At 69.1% G+C, this 23,125-nt stretch carries 23 protein-coding genes; 12 read left to right on the plus strand and 11 right to left on the minus strand.

The features are described 5' to 3' along the window. Positions 1–251: 251 nt before the first annotated feature. The 3 genes from R9B84_RS31470 (at position 252) to R9B84_RS31480 (ending at position 1,836) form a co-directional block, all read left to right on the plus strand. The gene (locus R9B84_RS31470) at positions 252–806 is read left to right on the plus strand and encodes a protein tyrosine phosphatase (protein WP_423761351.1); all 555 of its coding nucleotides are present in this window, start codon (positions 252–254) and stop codon (positions 804–806) included. 371 nt (positions 807–1,177) lie between these two features. Next, complete coding sequence (locus R9B84_RS31475) at positions 1,178–1,510, plus strand: type II toxin-antitoxin system RelE/ParE family toxin (protein ID WP_423761352.1); 333 nt, start codon at positions 1,178–1,180, stop codon at positions 1,508–1,510. Then, on the plus strand, positions 1,507–1,836 hold the full coding sequence (locus R9B84_RS31480) for a DNA-binding protein (RefSeq protein ID WP_047901651.1): 330 nt from the start codon (positions 1,507–1,509) through the stop codon (positions 1,834–1,836). The genes R9B84_RS31475 and R9B84_RS31480 overlap by 4 nt, the downstream gene beginning before the upstream one ends. 24 nt (positions 1,837–1,860) lie before the next feature. Here R9B84_RS31480 and R9B84_RS31485 read toward each other — a convergent pair whose 3' ends face one another. Both R9B84_RS31485 and R9B84_RS31490 read right to left on the minus strand, forming a co-directional pair. Beyond that, positions 1,861–3,879, minus strand: coding sequence for an LssY C-terminal domain-containing protein (locus tag R9B84_RS31485; RefSeq protein WP_423761353.1), 2,019 nt, complete (start codon positions 3,877–3,879; stop codon positions 1,861–1,863). A 102-nt stretch (positions 3,880–3,981) separates the two neighbouring features. Beyond that, a complete protein-coding gene (locus R9B84_RS31490) occupies positions 3,982–4,434 on the minus strand; it encodes a hypothetical protein (protein ID WP_423761354.1) in 453 nt (150 codons plus the stop codon). A 317-nt stretch (positions 4,435–4,751) separates the two neighbouring features. Between R9B84_RS31490 and R9B84_RS31495 the strand changes: the two genes are divergently transcribed. Beyond that, on the plus strand, positions 4,752–5,399 hold the full coding sequence (locus R9B84_RS31495) for a response regulator (protein ID WP_423761355.1): 648 nt from the start codon (positions 4,752–4,754) through the stop codon (positions 5,397–5,399). Continuing rightward, positions 5,396–7,183, plus strand: coding sequence for an MASE4 domain-containing protein (locus tag R9B84_RS31500; RefSeq protein ID WP_423761356.1), 1,788 nt, complete (start codon positions 5,396–5,398; stop codon positions 7,181–7,183). Before R9B84_RS31495 ends, R9B84_RS31500 begins: the two co-directional genes overlap by 4 nt. A gap of 121 nt (positions 7,184–7,304) precedes the next feature. On the opposite strand, the gene R9B84_RS31505 is transcribed toward R9B84_RS31500, so the two are convergent. Beyond that, on the minus strand, positions 7,305–7,580 hold the full coding sequence (locus R9B84_RS31505; protein WP_423761357.1) for a prevent-host-death protein: 276 nt from the start codon (positions 7,578–7,580) through the stop codon (positions 7,305–7,307). A 133-nt stretch (positions 7,581–7,713) separates the two neighbouring features. Here R9B84_RS31505 and R9B84_RS31510 point away from each other — a divergent pair, with 133 nt between their 5' ends. Beyond that, positions 7,714–8,394, plus strand: a complete 681-nt coding sequence (locus tag R9B84_RS31510; protein WP_423761358.1) for a hypothetical protein — start codon at positions 7,714–7,716, stop codon at positions 8,392–8,394. A 12-nt stretch (positions 8,395–8,406) separates the two neighbouring features. Here the strand turns inward: R9B84_RS31510 and R9B84_RS31515 are convergent, their stop codons facing one another. Beyond that, the gene (locus R9B84_RS31515) at positions 8,407–9,717 is read right to left on the minus strand and encodes an MFS transporter (RefSeq protein WP_423761359.1); all 1,311 of its coding nucleotides are present in this window, start codon (positions 9,715–9,717) and stop codon (positions 8,407–8,409) included. Between the two features lie 112 nt (positions 9,718–9,829). Continuing rightward, positions 9,830–10,846: an ABC transporter substrate-binding protein gene (locus R9B84_RS31520; protein WP_423761360.1), complete on the minus strand. Its 1,017-nt coding sequence runs from the start codon at positions 10,844–10,846 to the stop codon at positions 9,830–9,832. 238 nt (positions 10,847–11,084) lie between these two features. On the opposite strand from R9B84_RS31520, the gene R9B84_RS31525 reads away from it, so the two are divergent. Both R9B84_RS31525 and R9B84_RS31530 read left to right on the plus strand, forming a co-directional pair. Continuing rightward, positions 11,085–11,750, plus strand: a complete 666-nt coding sequence (locus R9B84_RS31525) for a response regulator transcription factor (protein ID WP_034182068.1) — start codon at positions 11,085–11,087, stop codon at positions 11,748–11,750. Further along, complete coding sequence (locus R9B84_RS31530) at positions 11,737–13,158, plus strand: sensor histidine kinase (RefSeq protein ID WP_423761361.1); 1,422 nt, start codon at positions 11,737–11,739, stop codon at positions 13,156–13,158. The genes R9B84_RS31525 and R9B84_RS31530 overlap by 14 nt, the downstream gene beginning before the upstream one ends. A 91-nt stretch (positions 13,159–13,249) precedes the next feature. On the opposite strand, the gene R9B84_RS31535 is transcribed toward R9B84_RS31530, so the two are convergent. Genes R9B84_RS31535 through R9B84_RS31555 form a run of 5 tightly spaced genes read right to left on the minus strand, consistent with a single transcriptional unit; the run spans position 13,250 to position 18,202 of the window. Further along, complete coding sequence (locus tag R9B84_RS31535) at positions 13,250–14,014, minus strand: ABC transporter ATP-binding protein (RefSeq protein ID WP_423761362.1); 765 nt, start codon at positions 14,012–14,014, stop codon at positions 13,250–13,252. Beyond that, complete coding sequence (locus tag R9B84_RS31540) at positions 14,011–14,868, minus strand: ABC transporter ATP-binding protein (RefSeq protein WP_423761363.1); 858 nt, start codon at positions 14,866–14,868, stop codon at positions 14,011–14,013. The genes R9B84_RS31535 and R9B84_RS31540 overlap by 4 nt, the downstream gene beginning before the upstream one ends. Positions 14,869–14,879: 11 nt before the next feature. Then, the gene (locus R9B84_RS31545; protein WP_423763521.1) at positions 14,880–16,691 is read right to left on the minus strand and encodes an ABC transporter permease; all 1,812 of its coding nucleotides are present in this window, start codon (positions 16,689–16,691) and stop codon (positions 14,880–14,882) included. 22 nt (positions 16,692–16,713) lie between these two features. Then, the gene (locus R9B84_RS31550) at positions 16,714–17,907 is read right to left on the minus strand and encodes an ABC transporter substrate-binding protein (protein WP_423761364.1); all 1,194 of its coding nucleotides are present in this window, start codon (positions 17,905–17,907) and stop codon (positions 16,714–16,716) included. A 13-nt stretch (positions 17,908–17,920) separates the two neighbouring features. Next, complete coding sequence (locus R9B84_RS31555) at positions 17,921–18,202, minus strand: hypothetical protein (RefSeq protein WP_423761365.1); 282 nt, start codon at positions 18,200–18,202, stop codon at positions 17,921–17,923. A gap of 60 nt (positions 18,203–18,262) precedes the next feature. On the opposite strand from R9B84_RS31555, the gene R9B84_RS31560 reads away from it, so the two are divergent. Genes R9B84_RS31560 through R9B84_RS31575 form a run of 4 tightly spaced genes read left to right on the plus strand, consistent with a single transcriptional unit; the run spans position 18,263 to position 21,872 of the window. After that, positions 18,263–19,276, plus strand: coding sequence for a LysR substrate-binding domain-containing protein (locus tag R9B84_RS31560; RefSeq protein ID WP_423761366.1), 1,014 nt, complete (start codon positions 18,263–18,265; stop codon positions 19,274–19,276). Continuing rightward, a complete protein-coding gene (locus R9B84_RS31565) occupies positions 19,273–20,706 on the plus strand; it encodes an NAD(P)-binding domain-containing protein (protein WP_423761367.1) in 1,434 nt (477 codons plus the stop codon). The genes R9B84_RS31560 and R9B84_RS31565 overlap by 4 nt, the downstream gene beginning before the upstream one ends. Before the next feature lie 45 nt (positions 20,707–20,751). Further along, positions 20,752–21,282, plus strand: coding sequence for a CMD domain-containing protein (locus R9B84_RS31570; protein ID WP_423761368.1), 531 nt, complete (start codon positions 20,752–20,754; stop codon positions 21,280–21,282). Then, entirely contained in the window at positions 21,279–21,872 is a 594-nt protein-coding gene (locus R9B84_RS31575; RefSeq protein ID WP_423761369.1) for a peroxidase-related enzyme, read from the plus strand. The genes R9B84_RS31570 and R9B84_RS31575 overlap by 4 nt, the downstream gene beginning before the upstream one ends. Before the next feature lie 150 nt (positions 21,873–22,022). Here the strand turns inward: R9B84_RS31575 and R9B84_RS31580 are convergent, their stop codons facing one another. Then, positions 22,023–22,874 carry an NmrA family NAD(P)-binding protein gene (locus R9B84_RS31580; RefSeq protein ID WP_423761370.1) on the minus strand — a complete coding sequence of 284 codons (852 nt, stop codon included), beginning with the start codon at positions 22,872–22,874 and terminating at the stop codon, positions 22,023–22,025. Positions 22,875–23,125: the final 251 nt, after the last annotated feature.

Consider the following 23,125-nt stretch of genomic DNA (forward strand, 5'->3'; position numbering starts at 1 on the left):
TGCACGCCGCTGCGATACGCGCCCGGCGGCACGCCATACCAGCGCTTGAACGCCTGCGAGAAGCTCGACAGGCGCTCGCCGCCGCGTCGCCTCACGATGCATGCGCCGCCACCGTGCCCGCTTGCAACGAAGCGACATCGTCTTGCAAAAACCGGTCGTTTATTTTTTTCCGTCGCACACGGCCGTCATGATCTCCGGCAAGCCTCGGCGCGATGCCGCGGCGCCATCACCCCACCCTGGCGGAGACATCAATGAAAAAAAGCCACACCCTCAACGCGCTTGCGCTGCTCTGCTGCGTCGGCATCCAGTGTGCGACGTCGGCATTCGCCGACGAACCGAAGAAGGTCGCGTTCGTCGACACCGGCAACACCGGGCGCAGCGTGATGGCCGAAGCGATCGCGGGCCAGTTGATCGCGCAGCGCCACGCGCATGTCGCGGTGATTTCGCGCGCGGTCGACGAGGATCCGTACGACGAAAAGCCCGAGGAAAACGGCGTGATCCTGATGAAGCGGCGCGGCATCGACACGTCCGCGCACCGCGCGGTGCAACTGAATGCGAACGACGTCAAGCATTCCGACGTGATCCTGACGATGACCGACAAGCACAAGGAGAAGGTGCTCGCGCTCTATCCGTCGGCGGCCGGCAAGGTGTTCACGCTCGCCGACTATGCGTCCGGAAAGCACGTCGACGTGCCCGACGCGTGGGGCAAGCCGATCGACTTCTACGAATCGGTGACCGCGCAGCTCGACACGTATATTCCGGCCGCACTCGACAAGGTCGCGACTACCGAGGCGGCGAAGCAGTAATGCGGAAAGACCTGCCGGCATGACAGGCGCGCAACGCGCCGACGCCGGCAGGTTGGCAGTTCCCCTCATTCCCTCCCGACACCCCGTCCGCGGCGCGTGCCTCGTCATCGCGCCATCGACACCGGCCATTCGGCCGAATCGCCGCCCTACGCACCGGATGAAAGAATGATCGTCGTCCGGAAAGCCGGCTTCGCTGCCTGAAACCCCGAACCATGAAGGCACCGCATGCGCTCCGGCCGCGGCGCCGTCGCGTTGCATGCCGTCTCGATCCGACGACCGGCAACGCGTGCTTCGCACCCCGTTCACACCGCCCGTGGCAGGCCGCATGGCCGCCTCGTTTCCTTCACCCTTCTTGTAGCTTATAAGTTACAATGCTATCCAAGTTCGAACTGCTTCGCTATCAGCGCGACGACGGTCGCGAGCCTTTCACCGAATGGCTGAACGCCGTGCGCGACAAACTCGCCCAGGCACGGATTCGCGAACGCCTGCGCCGCGTGCAGACGGGCAACTTCGGCGATTGCGTGCCTGTCGGCGAAGGTGTGATCGAACTGCGCATCCATGTCGGCGCCGGCTATCGCGTGTACTTCGGCCGGCACGGCGGCGCATTGGTGCTGCTGCTGTCCGGCGGCGACAAGGGCAGTCAACCCGACGACATCAGGCGCGCAAAGGAACACTGGTCGAACTGGAAACGGAGGCAAATGTGAACAAGCTCAAAGGCGCGGTATCGCACCACGACGCGGAAGTCGCCGAACTCGGCGCCGATCGCGAACTCGCGGTGGCCTATCTGCGCGTCGCAATGGAATCGCTCGACGATCCCGACAACCGCGCGGCCGGCCTGCTCGCGCTGCGCACGGTCGCGGAAGCGTACGGCGGGCTCGGCGCCGTCGCGGCCGAAGCCGGCATCAGCCGCGAATCGCTGTATCGCACGCTGTCGCCCAACGGCAACCCGACGCTGAAAACCCTGCTCGCGGTGCTCAAGACGGTCGGCCTGCGCCTGTCCGTCGTCCCCGCGCAGCCGGCGCACGCGTGAGCGGCACACCGCCCGCCGGCCCGCTCACGGCCTGACCATCCACACGAGCAGCATCTCGGCCGGCGCCGCAGTCATCCCCGCCGGCGGATGCTCGATCGTCGGCTCGACCGCCAGCGCCTGCGCGATCGCCGCCGCATCGTCGATCGTCGTCGTATGCACGATCGTCATCAGCCGCGCCGGCCGGTGCAGCGCCTCGCGGTACAGCGCGCCGTACCACAACGGCCGCATCCCGACCGCATCCTGCAACACGTACGGATAACGCCACAGCCGCAGCACGAGGCGGCTTTCCGGGCGGCCCGGATCGACGCGGACGAACACGCGGCGCGTGCTTTCCCCGTGCGTGTAGCGCGGCAGCACCGGCAGCGTGTCGGCCGGCGCCTGCGGCGACAGCCAGCGCAGCGCGGTCGCCGGCGACCACGGCGTCGCACGCTGCCAGCCGGCCTGCGAGAGATGGCGATCGAGCGTGTCCGACGTCGCGCTCCATTGCAGCGGCAGATATTCCTCGCGATCGCCGCCGATCTCGGTACGCCGCGTCGGCACGCGCTGCCACCCGCCGCGCATCCACTGGTCGACGGTCATCGCGACCACGTCGCCGACATGCGGGCGCGACGCACGGTCGAGCTGCCATTGCGCGGGAACCGTCCATACGCCGGCCGTCGCGAGCACCACGACGACCGCGACGAGCGCGCCCCTCGGCTGCACATGCTCGCGCACGCGCCAGTAGGCATAGGCGCCGGCGAGCACGGCGAACCACGCCAGCCCGAGGCTCCAGCCGCCGAGCAAACCCGACAGCCACGTGTCGCCCACATACAGCCGTGCGAAGCCGCCGAGCACGATCCACAGCACGACCGCCGTCACGACCGGGATGCGCCACAGCGCGGGCCGGTCGCGCGTCAGCACCCAGCCGAGCCCGCTGCTCGCGAGCATCGCGAACACTGCTTCGGCATCGGGCAGCGGCACGTGCAGCGCGCCGGGCGGGAGGCTCGCGGGCGTCGCGCCGGGCACGCCCGCACCGAACGCCGGCACGAGCACGACGGCGATGCCGACCGTCGCGAGCCACCACGCGGCTGTCAGCCAGCAGCGATGAATCATCAGCCAGACGAGAAACGCGGCCGCGACGATCAGCCCCGTATCGTGCCCGTGCAGCACCGCGAGCGCGCTCATCGCGGCATCGACGGGCGGCGTGCGCAGGTTCTGCAGGAACGCGTACAGCGCGATGTCCGCGTGCATCAGCGGATCGTTCGCGACGACATCCTGCACGACACCCGCGAACAGCCACACGCAACCGACGAACAGCAGCGCGAGCACGGGCACCGCGCCCGGCAGGCGGCGCACGCGCGCGATCGTGTCGTGCAGCCGCGCGCCGAACCGCGGCCAGCGGCGCACGCAGGCCTGCCCGACTTCGACGAGCGCGCGACGCAGCAGCGGCCAGCCGCGCCGCAGCGCGACACGCACGCCGATCCACACCAGCGCGACCAGCGCGGTGACCACCACCAGGATCGCGGCGACCCGCACGCTGATCGCCGCGGCCAGCGCGGCCGACGCGCCGAACACGATGCCCGGCGCGATGTGCACGGGCGCCCACACGAGTGCCGATATCACGTTGACCGGATAGAACGACCGGCGCGGCAGCGTCGCGCAGCCGACGACGACCGGCACGACCGCGCGCACCGGCGCGAGGAAGCGCGCGAGCACGATGCTCTTCATGCCATGGCGCAACACGAACTCCTCGCCACGCGAGTAAGCGGCTGCGTAGCCGAAGCGCGCCCACGCGTTGCGGATCATCCCGCGATAGTGCCGCCCGAGCTCGTAGCTGATCCCGTCGCCGACCACGGCACCGACGGCCGCAACGCCGATCGTCGTCCACCCGTCGAGCGCGCCCGCGCCGATCAGCGCGCCGGCCGCGAACATCACGGCCCCGGCCGGCACGACCGTGCCGACCAGCGCGATCGCCTCGGCGCAGGCGGTTACGAACACGATCGCCAGCACGAGCAGCGGATGCGCGCCGATCGCGCCGATCCATGCGTGGATCGTGTCGCTCATCGCTCGCTCCAACTCGGTGCGGCCCGGTGTGCGAACACCGGGCCGGCAGTGGCGTGGGGAACGTTCATCGCGAGGTGCGCGCGGTCGCGTCGGTGTCAGCGGTCAATCGAACTCGTACTGCCGCGCGTCGGCCTCGAGCGGCGCGTCGTGGTACCCGACCGTCGCGATCTCGTGCAGATAGCGCGCGAGAAACGCGCCGATCGATCCGGCGGCCTCGTACTGATACACGTGACGGAATTCGTGGGTCAGCAGGCGCCGCGTGTCTTGCCCGCGCAGCACGTACACCGCATGGTCCAGCGTGAGCCCGATCGTCCCCGGCGACAGCAGCCCCGTGTCGCGAGTGATCGCGGCCAGCGACGGCGTTTCGGGAAACGGCATGCGGTTGACGATCACCACGCGGATCCGCTCCGGCTGCGCGACACCCACCTTGCGCGCGTCGTCGGCCTGCGCCGGCGTCAGCGGCGCGCCCTGCGCGATCCCGCGCGCCGCCTCCGCTTCGGCCCAGGCGACGGCGGCGGGCAATGCGGACGGCAGGATATCGGCAAGGTCGATCATCGCGGAGCTCCTCGATTGGCGCGGTGGCATCGGGCACCAGTTTAGTCCCGAATCAGGACGGTTCGCGGGGCGGTTCGCGTGACACCGTGCCGGCCCGCCCCGGGCGCGGCAAGCATCAGGGAATACCCTGTCTCGCACGCCGTGTTCTTTCCCGTCGATTATTTCGTTTCAGTACACAGTCCAAGATCGCCTATCTCGAAACTTTCCCGGATGTGTATCGTTTTGGGATTCGGCGGAATATATTGGTCAGAAGAACAGTCGCGGCGACAACCGGACGGCAGGGTTCGCGGCGTCATCCCGAAGAGGATCGCTAGAAGATGATCAGGGTAATTCTGGCTGACGATCACGCAGTCATGCGGGACGGACTGCGTCACATCCTGGAGATGGCCGGCGGTTTCGACATTGTCGGCGAGGCGAGCGACGGCTCGGCCACGCTCGCGCTGGCCGAACGCGCCGTCGCCGACGTGCTGCTGCTCGACCTGTCGATGCCTGCGCCGACCGGCATCGAGCTGATCCGGCTGGTCAAGCGCCACGCGCCGTCGCTGCACACGCTCGTGCTGACGATGCACGCCGAGGCGCAGTACGCGGCGCGCGCGTTCAAGGCCGGTGCAACCGGCTACCTGACGAAGGACAGCGCGACCGCCGAGCTCGTCGAGGCCGTCGGCAAGGTCGCGGCGGGCGGCGTCTACGTGAGCCGGTCGGCGGCCGAAAGCCTCGCGCGCACGCTGCGCGCGCCGGCCGACATGCTGCCGCACGAACGGCTGTCCGCGCGTGAGCTCGACGTGATGCACCGCATCGTCGCGGGCCAGACCGTCACGCAGATCGCATCCGAACTCGCGCTGAGCGCGAAGACGGTCAGCACGTACAAGACACGGATCCTCGACAAGATGGAACTGCCGCACGAAGCCGCGCTGGTCCGCTACGCGGTGCGCCACGATCTCGCCCCCGGCATCGACGACGCATGACGGCCACCTTCCGCTTCCCGCCCACGCCCCCGGACGACGCCGATCCCGACACGTCGCACCTGTTCATGTCGTCGCTGCCGCCGGGCCGGCGCGAGCGGCGGCTGGCGCTCGCGGCCGTGCTCGTGTCGGCCGTGATCTTCGCCGCGCTCGCGCCGTTCGCTGGCATGCCGCTCGCGCAGGGCTGGGCGTTCATCCCCGTGTACCAGTCGGCGATCGTCGTCAACGACATGGTGACGGCCGGCCTCCTGCTCGGCCAGTACGCGATCCTGCGCGAGAAATCGCTGCTCGTGCTCGCGGGCGGCTACCTGTTTACAGCCTTCATGGCCGGCACGCACATGCTGACCTTTCCGGGGCTATTCGCGCCGACCGGCCTGCTCGGCGCCGGCGAACAGACCACCGCGTGGCTCTACCTGTTCTGGCACGGCGGCTTTCCGCTGGCGGTCGCCGCCTATGCGCTGCTGCGCACCGCATCGCGCGCACGCCCGATCCCGGCCCCGCAGCGCCGCGCGGCGATCCCGGTGGCGCTCTGCATCGCCGTGGCGGTCGGTGCGACGGTCGCGCTCGCGGTGCTCGCGACCGCGGGCCACGACCTGCTGCCGCGCATCATGCACGGCAACCGGATGGCCGCGGCGATGACGTATGCGATCACGGTCGTCTGGGGGCTGAACCTGCTCGCGCTGATGCTGATGTGGCGGCAGCGGCGCCACCATTCGGAACTCGACCTGTGGGTGATGACCGTGCTCGTTGCGTGGCTGTTCGACATCGCGCTGTCGTCGATGCTGAATCACGGGCGCTTCGATCTCGGCTTCTACGCGGGCCGCGCGTACGGACTCGTCGCGTCGGCCGTCGTGCTGTCCGCGATGCTGTTCGAGAACGGCCGGCTGCATGCGCAGACGGTGCGCGCGCTGGCCGGCGCGCGCTACCAGCATCTGCTCGTCGCGCAGAAGAGCGAGCAATTGAACGACGCGAACGAACGGCTCGAACAGCGTGTTGCCGCCCGCACCGCGCAACTGAGCGCGTCGAACCGCGACCTGCGGCGCGAAGTCGAGGAACGCGTGCGCGCGGAGCGCGCGCTGCAGGCGTCACGCGAGGAACTGCGCGAGATCGCCGCGATCAGCGCGACCGCGCGCGAAGCCGAGCAGCGCCGCATCGCGCGCGAGCTGCACGACGAACTCGCGCAGACGCTCGCGACGCTGAAGAACGATCTCGAATGGCTGATCGATCACGTGCCGCAGGACGACGCGATGCTTGCGCGCAAGATCGCGACGATGCACACGATGGCACGCGGGGCGGTGGCCGCGACGCGGCGCATCGCGTCGGACCTGCGCCCGCTGATGCTCGACGATCTCGGCTTCGCCGCGGCGATGCAATGGCTCGTGGAGGATTTCCGGCACCGTCACGGGATAACGTGCGCGCTGCACGTCGACCCGCCCGAGCTGCTGCTCGACGAACCGTATGCGACGGCCGTGTTCCGCATCGCGCAGGAAGCGCTCGCGAACGTCGCGCGGCACGCGGCCGCGTCGAATGCCGACGTCGACCTCGTGCACAGGGACGATGCGATCGCGCTGACGATTCGCGACGACGGTGCGGGATTCGATCCCGGTGCGCCGCGCAAGTCGGGCTCGTTCGGGCTGGTCGGTTTGCGCGAGCGCGCGTATCTCGTCGGCGGCACGCTGCAGATCACGACGACGCTCGGCGAGGGTACGACCGTCGAGGTGGATATTCCGCTGCCGCACGCGCCGGTGGCGGTTGCGCATGCCGGGGACGGGGTTTCGCGCGGGTAGGTCCGGCCGAATGCGGTGGCGCCGCGTCGTTGGCGCGGTCAGTGGTAGTCGTCTTCTCGTTGACGCCGGACGGCGAGGATCGTGACTTGCGCCGCGATGCGCATATCGCCGTCTCGAAGGCTCAATCGACTGCCTTCGCCGCCCGGGCGGCTTTCAGCATGCGCTCGAGTTCTGCCTGAACGTTCGCAGCATCGATGTATTCGCCGGTCCGCAGCGCCTCGTCGCGCGATGCCACGCCACGCGCGACAAACTCGCGCTGCACGCGTCGCCGCGCAATGCCATCGCGAAACATATTCATCATCGTCATTTTCATTGCACGCTCCATACGCCACCTATGCAGCGCATGGTAGCGCATCAGCACGATACGCAAAGCGTCAGCCTGCTGATCGCGACGCATTTGCCGCACGGTCCTGCGCGCGTGCCGCCGCCCCTTGGCAACATCAGCCGCACCGGCCTCGGCACGACGCTACAATTCGTCGCCGCCCTGCACGTGCCGATGCGCCGCCCGACCGGATCTCCCCTTCACCACGATGAAAACCCTCCTCACCTACGTACTCGGCTTGTGCGCCGTCGCGGCCGGCTGGCTTGCGGTGTCGCTGCTGTGCTGGCCCGTCCTGCTCGCGCTGCAGGCGCTGACGACGACCCTGTTCATCCCGCATCCGGCCGGCAGCTACATCGGGCTCGGGTTCGTGTCGACCGCGCGGCTCCCGGATTTTCCGACGAGCTTCGTCGGCGCCTATTCGGTGCCGTTCATGAACGTGCCGCTCGGGTTCATCGCGATCATCTGGTGGTTCGGCGTGTTGATGATCGTGCCATCCGCCTGCAAGCGCTACCGCACCAAGCCGCGCGGCCGCGTATCGAAGGCCGTCCCGTGGCGCGCGGCCCGCTCGTTGCTGATCCTCACCGCCGTGCTCTTCGTCGTTGCGATGCCGTTCCTGCGACGCTACGAAATCGTGACGCAGGATCATCTCTACGTGCGGCACCTGTTCGACTGGCACGAGCGCGCGTATCCGCTTGCGTCGCTGAAGGAGATCCACGTGGACATGCCCGAATACAGCCGCGGCATCATCACGTGGGACTTCATATTCGACGGCGGGAACCGCTTTTCGACGACCGCGCCGGACATCGACGCGCTCAAGTACCTGCTGTCGAACAACGCGCACGTATCGACCAACTTCAAGGTCGTCGGGAACCAGGTGACGATACGGTGACGCCACCCGCCCTCACACCCGCGCCGCCACCATCCCCCGCTCCGACCGCGTCCACGCGACCAGCGCGCCGATCCCGAGCAGCGCGAGGCACACGATCGGCACGATCATCGGCCCGAACGCGGTGCCCGTCGCCTTGCCGGCGAACGGCATCAGGTTCTGGCTGAAGAAGCCGCCGAGGTTGCCGATCGAGTTGATCGCCGCGACGCTCGCCGCCGCCCGCGCGCCGGTGAAATAACGCGGCGGCATCGACCAGAAGCACGGATACAGCAGCGGGATGCAGGCGCCGCCGAGCACGAGCGCGATGAAGCGCAGCGGCGTCGACGGCAGCACGAGGCTCAGCAGGAAGCCGAGCGCGCCGAGCGCCGCGACGATCGCGATCGTGCGCAGGATGCTCTTCGCGCGACGCAGCTTCGCCGGCAGCCACACCAGCAGCAGCACCGCGAGCGCCCACGGCAGCATGCTCAGGAAGCCGTTCATGCTGCTCGACACGCCGAACGATTTCACGAGCGTCGGCAGCCAGTACGTGACGCCGTACAGCGACGTCGACATCAGCATGTAAGTCGCCGCGAACAGCATCACGCGCGGATCGAGCAGCGCCTTCCACGGCTGACCGTGCTCGGCCTGCGCGGGCGTCTCGCGTTCCAGCGCGGCCGCGACGATCTGCTTCTCGCGCTCGTCGAGGAACGGTGCCTCGCGGAACGACGCGGGCAACACGCGGAACACGACGATCGCGACGATCACGGCCGGGATACCCGTTGCGATGAACACCCACTGCCAGCCCGCCAGCCCCCACACGCCGTTCAGGCTCAGCAGCACGCCGCCGACCAGCGAGCCGAGCATGTTCGCGAGTGCGCTGCCGAGCGTGAAGATGCCGAGCACCTTCGCGCGGTAGCTTTGCGGAAACCACAGCGTCAGATAGTAGATCACGCCCGGATAGAAACCGGCCTCGGCGATGCCGAGCAGGAAGCGCAGCGAACAGAACGCGGGCATCGACGTCGTGAAGCCCATCAGCACGGTGATGAGGCCCCACGTCAACATGATCCGCGCGAGCCAGACGCGTGCGCCGTAGCGATGCAGCGCGAGCGTGCTCGGCACCTCGAACAGCAGGTAGCCGATGAAGAACAGCGACGACGCGAGCCCGAACGCGGCCTCCGTCATCCCGAGGCTGTGCACCATCTGCAGCTTCGCGAAGCCGACGTTCTGCCGGTCGATGAACGCGATCAGGAACATCACGACGAGGATGGGTAGCAGGCGCCGCGCCATCCTCGACATGATGCGCTGTTCTTCGGCGGACGCGGGGTCCAGGGTTTCGGTAGCGTTCACTACGGGCTCCTTACGTGAAACGGTTGCGTGTCGGTTGAATCGGCGCCGTGCGCGACGAAGGCGCGGGCGCGGGATGTTTCGATGAATGTCGTTGGTCGGCCGTCGGCAGCGCTCAACCCGCCCGGTAGTCGTCGAGCATCGGCGCGAACATCTCGTGCCACGTGCGCGGCTTCGCCTTGATCGTGCCGGCCAGGTACAGGAATTCGACGTAGTCCATCAGCTGGTTCGGCCGCACCGAGAAGCGCGTGTCGGGCGCGGCGAGCATCCGCATCACGTCGTCGTGCGACACGCCGACGCCCGACGACGCCGCATAAAGCGCGGCGGCCGCGCGCGGGTCCTGCGCGATCAGGCGGTTCGCTTCGTCGAGCGCGCCGAGAAACGCGGCGGCCAGCGCGGGCTCCGTATCGACGAGCCGCTTCGGCGCGAACACGACGTCGAGCGTCAGCGGGCCGAGCACGTCGACCGAGTTCACGACACGGTGGATGCCCGGCTGCCGCAACTCGAGCGTCGAGAACGGCGGCGACGTGAAGTGCGCGGTGACGCCGTTCTCGCGGCGGATCAGCGCCTGCATCGCCTGCGGATGCGGCAGGTTCACGGTGATCGAATCGAGTTGCGCGAAATGCGCGGGGCCGAGCTGCCGGCTCGCGACCATCTGCAGCACGACGGCCGACAGCGACGTGCGGATGCCAGGCACCGCGATCCGGTCGGACGGCGTGAAGTCGCGCAGCGACGTGAGGCCCGGACGGTTCGCGTTCAGCGACAGCGACGTGGTCGACAGCCCGCTGATGCCGATCACCTCGACATTCGGAATGCCGCGCGCCCGCGCCCACAGCTCGATGAAACCCGGCGCGCCGGCGCCCGCGAAATCGAGCGTGCCGGCCATCATCGCGTCGTTCACGGAATTGCCGCCGTCGAGCAGCACCCAGTCGACCGCGACGTCGCGCACGCCGTGCCGCGCCGCGTACCGCTCGAACAGCCGCTGCTTCTCCATCACGAGCAGCGGCAGGTACAGCACGCCATAACCTTTCGAGATCCGCACGGTGCGCGGCTTCGCACGCACGAACGACGGCGCGGCGAGCACGCCGAGCCCGGCGGCGATCAATGCGCGGCGGCGCAGCGACGTCGTCATGCGCGCGCCGCCGTGCGACGGGCGACAAACGGCCACGCGGGGGCCGGCGGCATGCTGCGCCGCGCGTGCGTCGTGCCCGTGACTTGCTGCATGTTGCCGTCTCCTTGAATATTTCTGGTATTAATGCCGTCCTTGCGTGCTTCTTCCGGCTCGACACAGGTTATCGACCGAGTCTGAGAAAATGCTGACATCCCGGCCCCGGGAAAACCCCTAATCCACCCACCTGCAAAACGGCACCATGCGCATTCTCGTCGTGGAGGACGATGCCGAAATCGGCGCGGCGATCCGCAGCCGCCTGGCGCGGCTCGGCCACGCGGTCGATCTCGAAACCGACGGCGCGACCGCGAACGGGCTGCTGCGCGTCGAGCGTTTCGACCTCGTCGTGCTCGATGCGAACCTGCCCGGCATGGACGGTTTCTCGGTGCTGCGCAACCTGCGCGCGTCGGGCAGCACGACGCCCGTGCTGCTCGTCACCGCGCGCTCGGCGATCGACGACCGCGTGAGCGGCCTCGGCCTCGGCGCCGACGACTATCTGGTGAAGCCGTTCGACTACCGCGAGCTCGATGCACGGGTGCAGGCGCTCCTGCGCCGCAACAGCGGCCACGCGAACGACGTGCTGACGCTCGGCGGCCTCGTGATCGATCGCAGCAGCCGCCTCGCGGAACTCGACGGCCAGCCGCTGTCGCTGTCGCGCCAGGAGTTCGCGCTGCTCGAAATCCTCGCGAGCCGCCCGCAGCGCATCTTCTCGAAGGAAGAATTGCTGAACCAGCTGTTCAGCTTCGGCAACGAGCCGACCGCGAACGCGGTCGAGCAATACGTGACGCGCGTGCGCAGGAAGCTTCAGGGCAGTTCGGTCGAGATCCGCACCGCGCGCGGGATGGGGTATCAGATTGCCGCGCATTGACTGGTTCCCGAAGACGCTGTTCGGGCGCACGCTGCTGTTCATCGCGCTCGTCGTCGCGACCGGCGCGCTCGCGCTTGCGGCAATCGCGCGCTACTACGCGGGCGTCGCGGCCGAACGCGCGTACGACCAGTTGCTCGCCGGCGCGTCGATCCAGGTCGCGGAGAACCTCTACGTGCAAGGCGGCGTGCTCGCACTGAATCCGCCGGTGGCCGCGCTGTCGACGCTGTCGCGCTACGACCTCGTCTACTACAAGGTCGTCGATTCGCGCGGCGTCGTCGTGGCCGGCTACAACGATCTCGCGAGCCCCGCGACGCTCGCCGCCGCGAAACAGGGCCCCGCGTTCGCGAACGCCGTCTACCAGGGGCACCGGATCCGCACGGCGACGATCGCGCGCTACATGCCCGAGGAAAGCACGCCGGGCTGGGCGCTCGTGACCGTTGCGCAGACAACCAACGCGCGCCAGCAGCTTACGAACGACATGAGCATCAAGGTATGGACGCTGATCCTGCTGATGAGCGTGCTCGCGATCGGCGCGAGCGGCCTCGCGATCCGGCGCGGCCTGCGCCCGCTCGCGCAGATCGGCATGATCATCGCCGCGCGCGACCCGGCCGACCTGCGGCCGGTGGCCTTCGACACGCCGAGCGAGATCGACGCGATCATCGGGTCGATCAACGGATTGATACACCGCCTGGCCGAACGCATCAACGCGATGCAGCGCTTCATCGCCGACGCCGCGCACCAGATGCGCACGCCGCTCGCGCGGCTCGACGCGCAGATCGAACTGCTCGACGGCGAATCCGATCCCGCGCGCCACGCGGCACGCCTCGACGCGCTGCGCGCGACCAGCGCGGACGTCGGCCGCCTCACCGGCCAGTTGCTCAATCACGCGATGGTGATCCATCGCATCGAGGCCGTGCCGCTGCAACCGGTCGAACTCGTCGCGCTCGCGAAGGACGTGCTCGGCCGCACGATTCCGCTCGCGGGCGAGCGCGATGTCGCGGTCGCGTTCGCGAGCGATGCGCCGCTTGCATGGATCGACGGCGATGCGATCAGCCTGCAGGAAGCGCTGTCGAACGTGCTGCACAACGCGCTGCTGCACGGTCATGCGGACGACATCGTCGTATCCGTCGCGACCGCGGGCAATGCCGACGGCGCGGTCACGCTGACCGTCACCGACAACGGCCGCGGGATTCCGCGCGAGCACTGGGACGCCGCGTTGCAGCCGTTCGTGCGGCTCGCGCCGGACGGCAACGAGCGGCGCACGGGGTCGGGCCTCGGGCTCGCGATCGTGCAGGAAGTGATGAAGGCGCACGGCGGGCGCATCGGGTTCGCGTTTCCGGATGCGGGCGGGTTCGCGGTGGTGCTGACGTTTCCGCGGGCTCAGGGGATGGGTGTCAGGCAGGTATAGGCGGTGGAATCCGGTGCACGGTCGATCGGGCGCCTGCTTCAACTCATGAGCCGCAGGTCATCATGCGTCGGCCGCCGATGAGCCGCGTCGACTACACCGCCACCGCCTCCCCGCCCAGATACGCATCGCGCACGCGTTCGTCGTCGAGCAACGCCTTCGCGGGCCCTTCGAGCACGACGCGCCCCGTCTGCAGCACGTACCCGTAGTGCGCGATCTCCAGCGCGAGACTCGCGTTCTGCTCGACCATGAACACCGTCACGCCCTGCCTGTTGATCGCGTCGATCAGTTCGAGCACCTTGTCGACGTAGAGCGGCGACAGCCCCATCGTCGGCTCGTCCATGCAGATCAGCTTGGGCCGCGCCATCAGCGCGCGCGCCATTGCGAGCATCTGCTGCTCGCCACCCGACAGCGTGCCCGCGCGCTGCGCGAGCCGCTCCCTCACGCGCGGAAACAGGTCGAGCACGCGCTCGTAGTCTTCAGCCACCGCCGCGCGATCGCTTCGTGTGTACGCACCCATCAGCAGGTTCTCGCGCACGCTCATGTCGCCGAACAGCCGCCGCGCCTCGGGCACGGCCGCGATCCCGCGCCGCACGCGCTGCGGCGTCGCGAGCGCCGTCACGTCGTCGCCGTCGAAGCGCACGACGCCGCGACGCGGCCGCATCAGCCCGAGAATCAGCTTCATCGTCGTCGACTTGCCGCTCGCATTGCCGCCGAGCAGGCTGACGATCTGCCCGCGGCCGACTTCGAAGTTCACGTCGAAATGCACCTGCACCGGCCCGTAGAACGTATCGAGGTGTTCGAGTTTCAGCAGCGCGTCGGTCATGGTCGTGTCGGGTCCGGAGGAAAACGTGTTCATGCGGCCGCCTGCGTCGCGCGCTCCGCGGCAGCACCGCCCGCATGACGACGGCCGAGGTACGCCTCGATCACGCGCGGATCGTGCCGCACGTCGCGTGGCGCACCTTCGGCGATCTTCACGCCGTTGTCGAGCACCATCACGCGGTCGGACACGCGCATCACGAGTTCGAGCTTGTGCTCGATCAGCAGGATCGTCAGGCCGCGCGCCTTCAGCGACTGGATCAGTTGCAGCATCTCGGCCGTCTCCGTCTCGTTCATCCCGGCCGTCGGTTCGTCGAGCAGCAGCAGGCGCGGATGCAGCGCGAGCGCACGGCCGATCTCCACGCGCCGCCGGTTCGCATACGACAGGCTGTGCGCCGGATGATCGATGCGTGGCGTGAGCCGTTCGCCGAACCCGGCGACGATCGTGCGCGCTTCTTCACGCAGCGCCGCTTCCTCGCGCCGCACCGATGCGGGCCGCACGAGCGCGCGCAGGACTTCGGCCGCCGCGCCGAGCGCGGGCCAGCCGGGCCGGGCCGCGCGCAGCCGCGCATGCGCGCCGATCAGCACGTTGTCGAGCACGCTCAGGTTGCCGAACACGCGGCCGTGCTGGAACGTGCGCGCGATGCCGAGCGCCGCGAGCCGTTCGGGCGCCGTGCCCGTGATGTCGCGGCCGTCGAACGTCACGCGGCCGGCATCGGGCCGGTCGGCGCCCGCGATCAGGTTGAACAGCGTCGACTTGCCGGCGCCGTTCGGCCCGATCACGCTCAGCAGTTCGCCGTCGGCAAGCGTCAGGTTCGCGCCGTCGAGCGCGGTCACGCCGTCGAAGCGGCGCGTCAGGCCCTGCACGTCGAGCAAGGGTCGGGGGGTGGTCATCGCATTCCTCCTCACACCGTGCCGAGCAGGCCCTGCGGCCGGAACCGGACGAGCAGCAGCAGCACGACGCCGTAGATCAGCATCCGGTAGTCGGCCGCCCAGCGGAACAGCTCGGGCAGCCCGATCAGCGCGACCGCACCGGCAATGCCGCCGAGCACGTTGCCGAGCCCGCCGAGGATCACCATCGTCAACGCGAGGATCGACACCTGCGAATCGAAGGTCTGGTGATTGATGTAGCTGTACAGGTGAGCGGCAATGCCGCCGCCCACGCCGGCCGCGACGCCGCCGACCGCGAACGCGATCGCCTTGTAGCGGTTCGGCGCGATGCCGTGCGCGCGAGCGGCCACGTCGTCCTCGCGCACGGCGCGCAGCGTACGCCCGAGATGCGAGCGCAGCAGCCGCACCTGCACGAGTGCGAACCCGACGAGCACCGCGAACGTGAACCAGTACGCGGCGCGCGCGGTCGTCGCCCACGGCAGCGGCGCGATGCCGGTGATGCCGAGCGGGCCGCGCGTGAGGCCGTCCCAGTTCAGGATCACGAGGCTCACCACTTCGCCGATGCCGAGCGTCGCGATCGACACGTAGTGCCCGCGCAGCCGGAACGCCGGATAGACGAGCAGCGTGCCGAGCACGGCCGTGATCGCGCCCGCGCACGGGATCGTCACCGCCGGCGGCCAGCCGAGATCCGACGACAGCAGCGCCGACGCATACGCGCCGATCACGAGCAGCGCCGCGTGCCCGAGCGAGATCTGCCCGACCGTGCCCGCGACGAGCGTGAGGCTCAGCGCGAGCAGGCCGTACAACCATGCGTTGGTCAGCGTCTGCAGCACGTACGGCGACGCGCCGAGCCACGGCAGTACGGCCGCGAGCGCGACCAGCACGGCGAGCACCGGGCGCGGCACGCGCACGGCTTTCGCGGCCGCGAGGAAGGTGCCCGTCATCGGTTCGGGCGGCAGCGCGCGGTTCGCACTGAACAAGCCGTTCGGGCGCCATACGAGGAACACGATCAGCAACCCGAACGCGAACAGGTCGCGATAGCTCGTACCGAACAGCGCGACGCCGTAGCTTTCGACGAGGCCGAGCAGCAGGCTGCCCGCGATCGCGCCGGGCACGTTGCCGAGCCCGCCGATCAGGAGCGCGACCACGCCCTTCAGCGTCGCCTGGAAGCCCATCGCCGGATCGATGCTGTTGTAGTACATGCCGACCAGCAGCCCGCTCACGCCGCCGAGCGCGCACGCGATCGCGAACACGGTCTGGTTCACGCGGTCGACGTCGACGCCCATCTGCAGCGCCGCATCGCGATCCTGCGCGGTCGCGCGCACGGCCCAGCCGAGCCGCGTAAAACGCAGGAAGCCGTACAGCAGCGCGGCGGCCGCGATGCCGATGCCCGCGATCAGCAGGTCGAGCGAGCCGAGCGTCGCGCCGGCGATCCGCACGTGCCAGTCGGGCAGCGGCGTCGGCACCGCACGCGGGTCCGCGCCGAATGCGAGCTGTGCGAGCTGGTCGAGGATGAAGCTGATGCCGATCGTCGCGAGCAACGGCGCGATCCGCGCCGCGTGGCGCAGCGGCCGCAGCCCGATCCGCTCGATCGCGATGCCGAGCGCGCCGCAGCCGACGACGACTGCCGCGAGCGCGACCGGCAGCGGCAGCCCGAAGCGCGTCAGGCACAGCCAGCCGATGAACGCGCCGACCATGTAGACCGAGCCGTGCGCGAAGTTGATCAGGTGCGACACGCCGAAGATCAGCGCGAGCCCGACCGCGAGCAGCGCGTAGATGTTGCCGACGATGAGGCCGTTGAGCGTGTAGTCGAGCCAGGAAGCCATCATGATGCGTCCGGGTGCCGAATCAGCGCGCGGCGAGCTGCGGCTTCGCGCCGTCCCACAGCGCCCACTGCCCCTGCTTCACGACGAGATACACGGTGCGTGCGCCCGCGACGCGGCGCGTCTGCGGATCGAAGCGCACCTTGCCGAAGATCACGCTCGGCACGTCGCTCACTTTCGCGAAACCGTCGTGCGCGGCCTGGCGCGTCGTGCCGTAGCGGCGCAGCACCTCGGCCGACAGGATCAGCGCGTCGTATGCGCGCGCAACGAACGAATCGGGATCGGCATGGAATTTCGCGCGATAGCGCTGCACGAACGCCTGCACCTCGGGGCGCGGCTCGGCCGGGAAGAAGTTCGATTCCGTATAGACGCCTTCGACGGCCGCGCCGCCCAGCTCGAGGAACTTCGGCGAATACACGGAGCCGACCGCCGCGATCGGCAGCGTGACGCCCGACGTGCGCGCCTGCCGCACGATCTGTGCGCCGTCCGCGTAGTACGAGATCAGCACGATCGAATCGGGCTTCGACGCGCCGATCCGCACGAGCGTCGAGCGGAAATCCTTCTCTGCCGGCTGGTAGCCTTCGGCCGCGACGACCTGCGCGCCGAGCCCGGCCACCGCCTTCGCGAAGATGTCCTTGCTGGTGCGGCCCCAGTCGGTGTTCAGATACAGCACCGCGATCCGCTTGAAGCCGAGTTCCTTCACCGCGTAGCGCGCGAGCAACGGCTGCTCCTCGGCCTGGCTCAGCGCGGTGCTCCACAGGTAATCGCCGCCCTTCGTGAAATCCGGGTGCGAATTCGTGAAGCCGAACTGGATCAGTTGCCCGCGCTGGTAGATCGGCGACGCGGCCATCGACGTCGCGCTCGAGAAATCGCCGAGCTCGATCGCGATGCGCGGATCGGCGACGAACTTCTGCGCGATCGCCACGGCCTGGCGCGGGTCGCTGCGGCTGTCCTGGAAGTCGATCGCGAGCGGCCGGCCGTGAATGCCGCCGCTGCCGTTGATCTCGTCGAGCGCGAGATCGAAGCCGCGCTTCCATTGCTCGCCGTATTGCGCGTCCTGGCCCGTCAGCGGCCCGCTCACGCCGATCACCACCGGCTCGCCCGACACGCCCGCCGCGAGCGCGCCGCCCGCCGACAAGCCCCATGCGGCGGCGAGCGCCGCCACCGTGCCCAGCACGCGCCGCCATGCGCTGCGTGCGTCGTTCCCCGAAACGTTCATGCCGCCCCCACCTTCAGTCAGTCGAAAAGAGTGAGGGCATGTAACCATCCGGTTCAGGGCGATCCAACGAAGTTTTGCGCATATCGATATCGCGCGCGGCGCGAAGCGGATGACGCTCGCGAACGGCCATCCGCATGTCGCGTCTCGCGCGATGCGCGAGCATGCATCGCATCGCGTTGATTCGATTGCCGTTTCCCGCGCGGCACCGCTCGCAGCCGATGCGCAGGCACGCACCCTCGACCGTCATGACGATCGCACGCTTCGCAGTTTTCGCGCTGTCGATAGCAAAAATCATTATATGAATCGCGCATGCTCGCACTCCTACAATGCGCAAATCGCATCATCGGAACGCGTCATGGAGCTGCATCAACTCGAAGCTTTTTCCGCGGTCATGTCGGCCGGCAGCGTGACCGGCGCGGGCGAACTGCTCGGCCGCTCGCAGCCGGCCGTCACGCGCCAGATCCAGGAACTCGAAGCCGATCTCGGCTACGCGCTGTTCGACCGGCACGGCCCGCGCGTGACGCCGACGCGGCGCGCATTCCTGCTGTACGAGGAAGTCGAGCGCTCGCTGGTCGGCCTGCGCGCGATCGAGGCACGGGCACGCGCGCTCGGCGACGAAACGGCCGAACCCGTGCGCATCGCGGCGACGCCGTCGCTCGCGGCCACGCTCGTGCCGGCCGCGCTCGCCGCGCTGCCCGACGGCGCGCATGCGCCGCACTACCAGTTGCGCAGCGAATCGGCCGAGCACGTCGTGCACGAAGTGCTGGCCGGCACGGCGGATATCGGTGTCGTCACGCTGCCGATGGCGCACGCGGGGCTCGACGTGCACTGGATCGCGCAGACGCCATGCGTCGCCGTGCTGCCCGCCGGCGACCCGCTCGCGGCGAAGCCGCGCATCGCGCTGCGCGATCTCGCGCGCCGCCGCATCGTGACGGTCGCGAACCGTCACCGGCTGCGCCAGCGGATCGATGCGGCGTTCGCGGCCGCGCGCGTCGATGCGCGCGTGTTCATCGAAACCAATGCGTCGCTGAATGCGGTGATGGCCGCGCGCGCGGGCATCGGGATCGGCATCGTCGATCCGGCCACGGGCGTCGCGCTGCCGGTCGACGGCGTCGTCGCACGCCCGCTCGACGTCGACATCCCGTTCGCATTCGGTGTCGCGACGCCGGCCGGCAAGGCGCGCACGGCCGCCGTCGATGCACTGCTCGACGCGCTGCACCGCACGACGCGCACCTTGCTCGACGACGTGATCTTTCACGAAGCCGCCGCGCACGACGCGCTGCTGCGCGGCGACCGGCTGCGCAACGAGCAAGCGCCGCGCCCGCCTCGCACGACACGTACACGCCGCACCCGCCCGGAGGCCGCATGACGACGCCGCTCGACTCACTCGAAGCACTCGAAGCGCGGCTCGCGCAGGACCTGCGCTGGCTCGACCTGCCCGCGCCGTCGTGGGTGTCGCCGCGCGAAGCCGACGGTACGCGCGTGCTCGACGTCGTGATCGTCGGCGGCGGCATGGCGGGGCTCGCGGCCTCCGCCGAACTGCGCCTGCTCGGCATCGACAACCAGTGCGTGATCGACCGCGCGTCGGCCGGCTACGAAGGCCCGTGGGTCACGTTCGCGCGGATGGAGACGCTGCGCTCGCCGAAGCAGCTCGCGGGCCCCGCGCTCGGCCTGCCCGCGCTGACGTTCCGCGCGTGGTTCGAAGCGCAATACGGCCGCGACGCGTGGGATGCGCTCTACAAGATTCCGCGCACGCAGTGGATGGACTACCTGCGCTGGTATCGGCGCGTGCTCGACCTGCAGGTACGCAACGACACGACGCTTGTCGCGCTGCGCCCGCGCGACGACGGGCTGCTCGCGCTCGACGTGCGCGGCCACGGCGAAGCGCAGACGCTGCTCGCGCGGCACGTGGTGCTCGCGACCGGCCGCGACGGACTCGGCGGCCCGTACGTGCCGCCCGTCGCTCGACGCGCACCGCGCACGCGCTGGGCCCACTCGTCCGAGCCGATCGATTTCGTGGCGCTCGCGGGCAAGCGCGTCGGCGTGGTCGGCGCGGGCGCATCCGCATTCGACAATGCGGGCACCGCGCTCGAAGCCGGCGCTGCGCGCGTCGACCTGTTCTTCCGCCGCGCGGACATTCCGCGCATCAACAAGCTGACCGGCATCGGCAGCCCGGGCCTCGTGCACGGCTACGCCGATCTCGACGATGCGACGAAGTGGCGCTTCATGCACTACGCGTCGACGTCGCAAACGCCGCCGCCGCGCGACAGCGTGCTGCGCGTGTCGCGCCACGAGCACGCGCATTTTCATGCGGGCAGCCCGATCGAGACGCTCGCCGAACGTGCGGACGGCCTCGACGTGACGACGCCGCGCGGGCGCTACACCGTCGACTTCCTGATCTTCGCAACGGGTTTTCATTCGGACTGGACGACGCGCGCGGAATTCGCGTCGTTCGGCTCGCACGTGCGGCGCTGGAAGGATCGCTATCGACCGGAACCGGGCACATGGCTCGACGAACTCGCCGAATCGCCCGATCTCGGCCCCGCATTCGCGTTCCAGGAACGCGAGCCCGGTGCGTGCCCGGCCGTCACGCAGATCCATTGCTTCAACCACGCGGCGAGCCTGAGCCACGGCAAGCTGTCCGGCGATATCCCGGCCATCAGCGCGGGCGCCAAACGGCTGGCGCACGGCATTGCGAGCCGGCTGTTCGACACCGACCGCGACCGTCACTACGACGCGCTGGTCGCGTACGCGAACGCCGAGCTGCAAGGCGACGAATGGCGCGACGCCGACGCATGAGCGCGTGCTCATCGATGACATAAACGACGAAGGGAAACCGATACGATGACTGAATCCATCACGCCGGCCGCCGCGCCGGATACGATCGACGCCGTAGCCGGCCTGCGCGACGGCGATGCGGTGACCGCGCTGCGCCGCGCGCGCGACAAGGTGCTGCTCCATACGCGGCTGAGTGAAGCCGCGCTGTTCGATCCGGCGTTGCCCGATCTTTCGCTGATCGAAAGACTGCACGCGGCGCGGTATGTCGCGCAGCGATCGAACGCGCATGCATTGGCCTCGACGTATCGCACGCGGCTGCTCGACGCGGGCGGCACCGCCGAGGACATCGCGCACGCCGATGCCGATGCGTTCGACGCGCTCGCCCCGCGCGTCGGCGCGATCCTCGCTCACGCGCGGCTTTTGACACACGCGCCCGTCGACGCACGCGCGTCCGACCTCGACGCGCTGAAGTCGGCCGGCCTCACGACGCCCGCGATCGTCGCGCTGTCGCAGCTCGTCGCGTTCGTCGCGTATCAGTTGCGCGTCGCGGTTGCCGCGCAAGCGCTTCAGGCACGTGCCGCCAAGGAGGCCGCATGACGACGGCCGCCCACGGTTTCACGTCCGACACGCTCGGCTGGCGCGCCTGGCTCGACACCGTCTCGCTCGATGCCGCGACGCCCGATCAGCTTGCGGTGCTCGAAGCGAGCCACCCTCATGCGAAGACGTCCGACTATTACCTGCTGCTCGTCCACCTGCCCGAGATCCTGCGGCAGCGCTCGGGCGTGTTCAACGCGATCATGTACGGCCCTGGCGGGCTGTCGCGCGCGGAGCGCGAACTGGCCAGCACGGCCGTGTCGCGCGTGAATGGCTGCGTGTATTGCGCGTCGGTTCATGCGCAGCGCTTCGCACAGCTTGCGAAACGCACCGATGCGATCGAGCAGGTGTTCGACGATCCGGCAACGGCCGGCACGACGGCACGCGAACGCGCGATCGTGCGTTATGCGATCGCGCTGACCGAACGGCCCGATACGATCGATGCAGCCGACATCGCCGTGCTCGAAGCCGAAGGGCTGACGCATGAGGACATTCTCGATCTGTCGCACGCGGTCGCGATCTTCGCGTGGGCGAACCGGTTGATGCTGACGCTGGGCGAACCGGTGTTTCCGGAGCCGGCAATCGACGCCTGATACGGCGACGCGCACCCGGCGGCATGCACTGCCCGGATGTCGTCCGGCACATCGATCGTGCGATGCATCGACGGCGCCGAACGCGCGAACCCGACGTGCATCGCGCGTGCCGCCGCGCAGGCCGCCGCACCTGCGCGGCGTCGCCTCCGCTCAGCGCCAGCTTCCGGCGTAATCCTCGACGAACCGCTCGAACGCGATCGGCGCCCGGCCGAGCAGCGCCGGCACGTCGGCGCTGACGGCCGCCGCCTCGCCGGCCGCGATCATCCGGTTCAGGCTCATCAGCGTATCGATCGACCACGCGTCGGCACCCGTGGCGCGCATGGACTCGATCGCCGCATCGTCCGTCACCGGCACATACGCGACAGTGCGCCCGAGCGCCGTGCCGATCCGCGCGACCACATCGGCGTTCGACAGTGCTTCGCCGCCCGTCAGTTCGTAGATCCGGCCGGCATGACCGGCCGGGTGCCGCAGGATCGTCGCATTGACGGCGGCGATGTCGCGCACGTCGACGAACGACACCTTCCCGTCGCCCTGCGGCAGATACAGCGCGCCGTCGCGAACCATGCCCGCGTAGTACGTCACGAAGTTCTGCATGAAGCAGTTGGGCCGCGTGATCGTGTATGCGATGCCCGACTCCATCACGAGCCGGTCGATCTCGCCTTGCACGCGCCCGATCGCGACCGCCGACGCGGCATCGGCACCCGCGCCCGACGAGCGGACGATATGCGTGACCCCGGCCGCCCTCGCCGCCGCGACCGCATTGCCGGCCAGCACCACCATGTCGGCCTGCAACGGCAGCAGCAGGAACAGTGTGTCGATGCCCTCGAACGCATGCGGCAGGCTCGCGGCGTCGGCGAGATCCGCGCGACGCGTTTCGACGCCTTCGACCGCCCTGCCGCTGTTCGAACTGGCGATCACATTCGCGCCGGCCGCCTTCAGTTGCGCGACGAGTTCGCGCCCGATGTTCCCGGTCGCGCCGGTCACGAGAATGGTGTGGGACATGATGTATCTCCTGATCGAAAAGGAATTTGCGCCGTATTGCCGGGCTGCGACGACCGCCTCGACACACGAAGCCGCCATCGCTGCCGTGCTGGCGCGCCAGCAGCTCCGCGCCCGTTCGCGTTCGTCGCGGGTTGCTGAACATGCGCCGCCGGGCCGCGAAACACGACACGATGGATCTCATCCTAGTCGCGCCCATTCATGCCGAATAGGCCATAATGTGTCGAATTAATTTCAACGCTTTCGATCGAATC

The sequence above is a fragment of the Burkholderia sp. NLJ2 genome, from assembly GCF_049487195.1.
Classification (GTDB): domain Bacteria; phylum Pseudomonadota; class Gammaproteobacteria; order Burkholderiales; family Burkholderiaceae; genus Burkholderia; species Burkholderia pyrrocinia.

Excerpts from the sequence above, each read along its gene's own strand:
- R9B84_RS31555 (WP_423761365.1), bottom strand. The coding sequence starts at position 18,202 with ATGATTTTTGCTATCGACAGCGCGAAAACTGCGAAGCGTGCGATCGTC.
- R9B84_RS31520 (WP_423761360.1), bottom strand. The coding sequence starts at position 10,846 with ATGACGACGTCGCTGCGCCGCCGCGCATTGATCGCCGCCGGGCTCGGC.
- R9B84_RS31510 (WP_423761358.1), top strand. The coding sequence starts at position 7,714 with ATGAAAACCCTCCTCACCTACGTACTCGGCTTGTGCGCCGTCGCGGCC.
- R9B84_RS31500 (WP_423761356.1), top strand. The coding sequence starts at position 5,396 with ATGACGGCCACCTTCCGCTTCCCGCCCACGCCCCCGGACGACGCCGAT.
- R9B84_RS31580 (WP_423761370.1), bottom strand. The coding sequence starts at position 22,874 with ATGTCCCACACCATTCTCGTGACCGGCGCGACCGGGAACATCGGGCGC.
- R9B84_RS31560 (WP_423761366.1), top strand. The coding sequence starts at position 18,263 with ATGGAGCTGCATCAACTCGAAGCTTTTTCCGCGGTCATGTCGGCCGGC.
- R9B84_RS31485 (WP_423761353.1), bottom strand. The coding sequence starts at position 3,879 with ATGAGCGACACGATCCACGCATGGATCGGCGCGATCGGCGCGCATCCG.
- R9B84_RS31490 (WP_423761354.1), bottom strand. The coding sequence starts at position 4,434 with ATGATCGACCTTGCCGATATCCTGCCGTCCGCATTGCCCGCCGCCGTC.
- R9B84_RS31570 (WP_423761368.1), top strand. The coding sequence starts at position 20,752 with ATGACTGAATCCATCACGCCGGCCGCCGCGCCGGATACGATCGACGCC.
- R9B84_RS31535 (WP_423761362.1), bottom strand. The coding sequence starts at position 14,014 with ATGAACACGTTTTCCTCCGGACCCGACACGACCATGACCGACGCGCTG.
- R9B84_RS31550 (WP_423761364.1), bottom strand. The coding sequence starts at position 17,907 with ATGAACGTTTCGGGGAACGACGCACGCAGCGCATGGCGGCGCGTGCTG.
- R9B84_RS31565 (WP_423761367.1), top strand. The coding sequence starts at position 19,273 with ATGACGACGCCGCTCGACTCACTCGAAGCACTCGAAGCGCGGCTCGCG.
- R9B84_RS31540 (WP_423761363.1), bottom strand. The coding sequence starts at position 14,868 with ATGACCACCCCCCGACCCTTGCTCGACGTGCAGGGCCTGACGCGCCGC.
- R9B84_RS31495 (WP_423761355.1), top strand. The coding sequence starts at position 4,752 with ATGATCAGGGTAATTCTGGCTGACGATCACGCAGTCATGCGGGACGGA.
- R9B84_RS31575 (WP_423761369.1), top strand. The coding sequence starts at position 21,279 with ATGACGACGGCCGCCCACGGTTTCACGTCCGACACGCTCGGCTGGCGC.
- R9B84_RS31505 (WP_423761357.1), bottom strand. The coding sequence starts at position 7,580 with ATGCGTCGCGATCAGCAGGCTGACGCTTTGCGTATCGTGCTGATGCGC.
- R9B84_RS31545 (WP_423763521.1), bottom strand. The coding sequence starts at position 16,691 with ATGGCTTCCTGGCTCGACTACACGCTCAACGGCCTCATCGTCGGCAAC.
- R9B84_RS31475 (WP_423761352.1), top strand. The coding sequence starts at position 1,178 with ATGCTATCCAAGTTCGAACTGCTTCGCTATCAGCGCGACGACGGTCGC.
- R9B84_RS31470 (WP_423761351.1), top strand. The coding sequence starts at position 252 with ATGAAAAAAAGCCACACCCTCAACGCGCTTGCGCTGCTCTGCTGCGTC.
- R9B84_RS31525 (WP_034182068.1), top strand. The coding sequence starts at position 11,085 with ATGCGCATTCTCGTCGTGGAGGACGATGCCGAAATCGGCGCGGCGATC.